This is a genomic window from Mesorhizobium sp. M7A.F.Ca.US.005.03.2.1 (genome assembly GCF_003997795.1).
GTDB classification, from domain to species: Bacteria; Pseudomonadota; Alphaproteobacteria; order Rhizobiales; family Rhizobiaceae; genus Mesorhizobium; species Mesorhizobium ciceri.
In genome coordinates, this window is sequence record NZ_RZRP01000688.1 from 1 (window position 1) to 3,437 (window position 3,437).

Sequence of the window (3,437 nt, forward strand, 5' to 3'; positions counted from 1 at the left end):
CTACAAGATCCCGCTCAAGGTTCTGGTGATCAAGAACAACATGCTCAATCAGATCGCCTGGGAGCAGATGATGTTTCTGGGCAACCCGCAATTCGGTTGCGAATTGCAGCCGATCGATTTTGCCAAGGCGGCAGAAGCAATGGGCGCAAAGGGTTTTCGCATCGAGCGGGCCGATCAGATCGAGACGGTTCTCGACCAGGCTTTCGCCACGCAAGGCCCTGTCGTGATCGAAGCGCTGGTAGATGCCTATGAGCCGCTGATGCCGCCCAAAATGCCGGCAGACTACGCCAAGAACTTCCGCCAGGCCCTGCCGCGGACGCCGGGACACGAACGCATAGAAGAAAATATCGCCCGTGAGCCGGCGAAATCGATGATGGATGCCTAGAGGCGGCGCAGGGAGGTGGAACAGCGCGCCTCAGTGGCTTCATTCTGAATCTTTCCAGATGAACCCGCGCTCTTCCGGATGACGGATGCGGATCATGAGCTTCGACGCGCTCTTTTCGACCTCGATTTGCTATGGCAACGGCGCTCCGCAGGCTGGTTGGACTCTGGCGCTACCCATCACATTGCCACTGGCGGCAATCCTTTTGCTGTATGTTGCCGGCGCTGGCCGGCTGTGGCGACGGAGCGGACGTGGACGTCGCTTGCGATCGCGGCAGGCCTTGCTGTTTGCTGCCGGCTGGTCCGTCCTGGCGTTCGCCCTTGTAAGCCCGATCCATGCATTGGGCGAACATGTGTTTGCGGCGCACATGATCGAGCACGAATTGCTGATGGCGGTCGCAGCGCCTCTGCTGGTTGCCTCCCGCCCGACGGCGGCGATGATGTGGGCCCTGCCGGTACAGCTGCGCCAGATATTCGGAGCGGCCGGACATGCAAATGCGCTTCGGGCGGTCTGGGCGTTCATCAGCCGTCCTGTGGTCGCGACCGTCCTGCACGGAGCCGCGATATGGATCTGGCATGTCCCGGCGCTGTTCGAGGCTGCCCTCCAGCAGGGCTTCCTGCATTATGCCCAGCACGCGAGTTTCCTCGGTAGCGGGCTTTTGTTCTGGTGGGTGCTGCTGCCTCGCCTTGGCCGCGAGCAGGCTTGCGGCAATGCCGTGATGCATCTTTTCTTCACCTCCCTCCACACCGGGCTGCTCGGGGTGTTGCTCGTCGTCTCGCCCAGGCTGTGGTATCCGGATAATGCGATCGGCTCGGATTTATGGGGGCTCAACCCGCTCGAGGACCAGCAACTTGCAGGCTTGATCATGTGGATTCCCGCCGGCCTGATCTATGGCGGGGCCGCACTGCTCCTGGTCGCTCTCTGGATTCAAACGAGCGGTCGGCGGCAACAGGCTTTCCAGCAGTTGCGCATCGTCTAACCCGCACCGCTTCGCGTCGGTTTTCAGCCGGGGGGTGTTGCCAAGCATCCTTTTTCAGTCAGCCGCGTTATGGCCTTGGCAACGATGGTGGATCCTTCATGGCGAGGTGCATGAGTCCGTTGGCCAGCTCTCGCAGGCTGACACGACCGCGAATGTCGCTTGCCCCCACATGTCCTAGGCAAATCTTGCCTGGCACCGTTCAGGGAACGGCCGCGCAACGGCGTTTGAGGGCGATCAGCGCAGCGCCGATATTGGCCTTGGCAGGATGCGGCGACAAGCAATCGGCCCTCCATGCACACGGTGCGAATGCCCGGAGAATCCTTGATCTGATCTGGTCTTTCAGCGCAATCGCAGTGGCCACGTGGCTGCTTGTCATGTTGATCCTGGCGGCAGCGCTTTTGCGTCGTCGCCTGTCCGAGACAACGCGCTCGCCGCTCGAGATCGATTCTCGTCAGGAGCGCCGATTTGCTCGCGTTGTCGGCAGCGCCATTGCGTTGACCGTTCTGGTGCTCGTCATGATGACGATAGCGAGTTTTTTCGCCGGCAAATCCATTGCTTCGCTGAGCGGAACGGAAACGCTTGCCGTGCGCATCACCGGGCACCAATGGTGGTGGGAGGTCCGGTATCCCGGAGATGATCGGTCCCAATCGATCGTCACGGCAAATGAAATCCATGTCCCGGTTGGCGAACCGGTCAAGGTCGAACTCGATTCGCTCGATGTCATTCATAGCTTCTGGGTGCCGAATCTTGCCGGCAAGCGCGATCTCATTCCGGGCCGGCCGAGTGAGCTCACACTCGTCGCCGATAAGCCCGGCATCTATCGTGGCCAGTGTGCCGAATTCTGCGGCTATCAGCACGCCCATATGGCCATCACCGTCATCGCGGAAAGCCGCGAAGCGTTCGAAGCATGGCAATCCAGGCAAAACGCCGTCGCATCCGCGCCTGGCGGCGACGAAGAGCGCCGCGGCCAACAGGCATTTCTGTCCACCGGCTGTGCGCTCTGCCACACGATAAGAGGCACGCCTGCCAGCGGAACGGTGGGACCTGACCTAACTCATCTCGCCAGCCGACGCGCACTGGCCGCGGATACGCTCGCCATGACCCCTGGCGCGCTCGCCGCTTGGATCGCCGATCCACAGTCGATAAAGCCCGGCGCCAAGATGCCGCGCATTGCCCTTAGCGCCGACGATCTCAACGCGGTCGTCACCTATCTCGGAAGCCTCGAATGAGTGGCCTTGCGGGAAAGCTGGCCGAGCACACTCAGGAGGCCCTGAAAGGCATCCGTGACACCGGTCTCGAAGAGGTGAGACTGCGCGCCTTTCTGGCGCATGCCTGGCGAACGCCGAAAGGCTTCTACGGCTGGCTGGTCACGGTCGATCACAAGCTGATCGGACGGCGCTATATCGTGACGGCTTTCCTGTTTCTCATCCTTGCGGGTCTGTCAGCGCTCGCCATGCGCTTCCAGCTTGCCCAGCCTGAGGCCGGCCATATCGGTCCCGATCTCTACAACCAGCTGTTCACCATGCACGGCACGACGATGATGTTTCTGTTTGCCGTGCCGGTGATGGAAGCTTTCGCCATTTACCTGGTGCCGCTGATGATCGGCACTCGCAATGTCGCCTTTCCGCGGCTCAATGCATTCAGCTACTGGGTCTATCTTTCCGGCGGGCTGATGATCTGGATCGCCTTCGCCTTCGAAACCGGTGCGGATGCCGGCTGGTTTTCCTATGTGCCGCTCGCCGGACCCGAATATGGCATCGGCAAGCGCCCCGATTTCTGGGCGCAGATGGTGACCTACACCGAAGTGTCCGCCCTCGCGGTAGCGGTCGAGATCATCGCGACAGTTTTCAAACAACGTGCCCCCGGCATGTCGCTCGACCGCATCCCGCTCTATGTCTGGTCCGTCCTCGTTACGGCTTTCGTCATCCTGTTCGCCATGCCGGCCGTGATGGTCTCGAGCACAATGCTGATCCTCGACCGCCTGGTCGGCACAAAATTTTTCGACCCCGCAGCAGGCGGCGATGCACTGCTGTGGCAGCATCTGTTCTGGTTCTTCGGCCATCCCGAGGTCTATAT

Annotated in this window: 4 protein-coding genes; all 4 read left to right on the forward strand. The window is 61.1% G+C overall.

The annotated features are described in order from the left end of the window. A partial coding sequence (locus EN991_RS28385) for a thiamine pyrophosphate-dependent enzyme (RefSeq protein ID WP_245461094.1) occupies positions 1 to 385 on the forward strand: 385 nt, incomplete at its 5' end. 94 nt (positions 386 to 479) lie between these two features. Beyond that, positions 480 to 1,361, forward strand: coding sequence for a cytochrome c oxidase assembly protein (locus tag EN991_RS28390; protein ID WP_127369992.1), 882 nt, complete (start codon positions 480 to 482; stop codon positions 1,359 to 1,361). Between the two features lie 257 nt (positions 1,362 to 1,618). Continuing rightward, positions 1,619 to 2,590, forward strand: coding sequence for a cytochrome c oxidase subunit II (coxB, locus tag EN991_RS28395; protein ID WP_348630129.1), 972 nt, complete (start codon positions 1,619 to 1,621; stop codon positions 2,588 to 2,590). Further along, a partial coding sequence (locus EN991_RS28400; protein WP_206519270.1) for a cbb3-type cytochrome c oxidase subunit I occupies positions 2,587 to 3,437 on the forward strand: 851 nt, incomplete at its 3' end. The genes coxB and EN991_RS28400, both read left to right, overlap by 4 nt.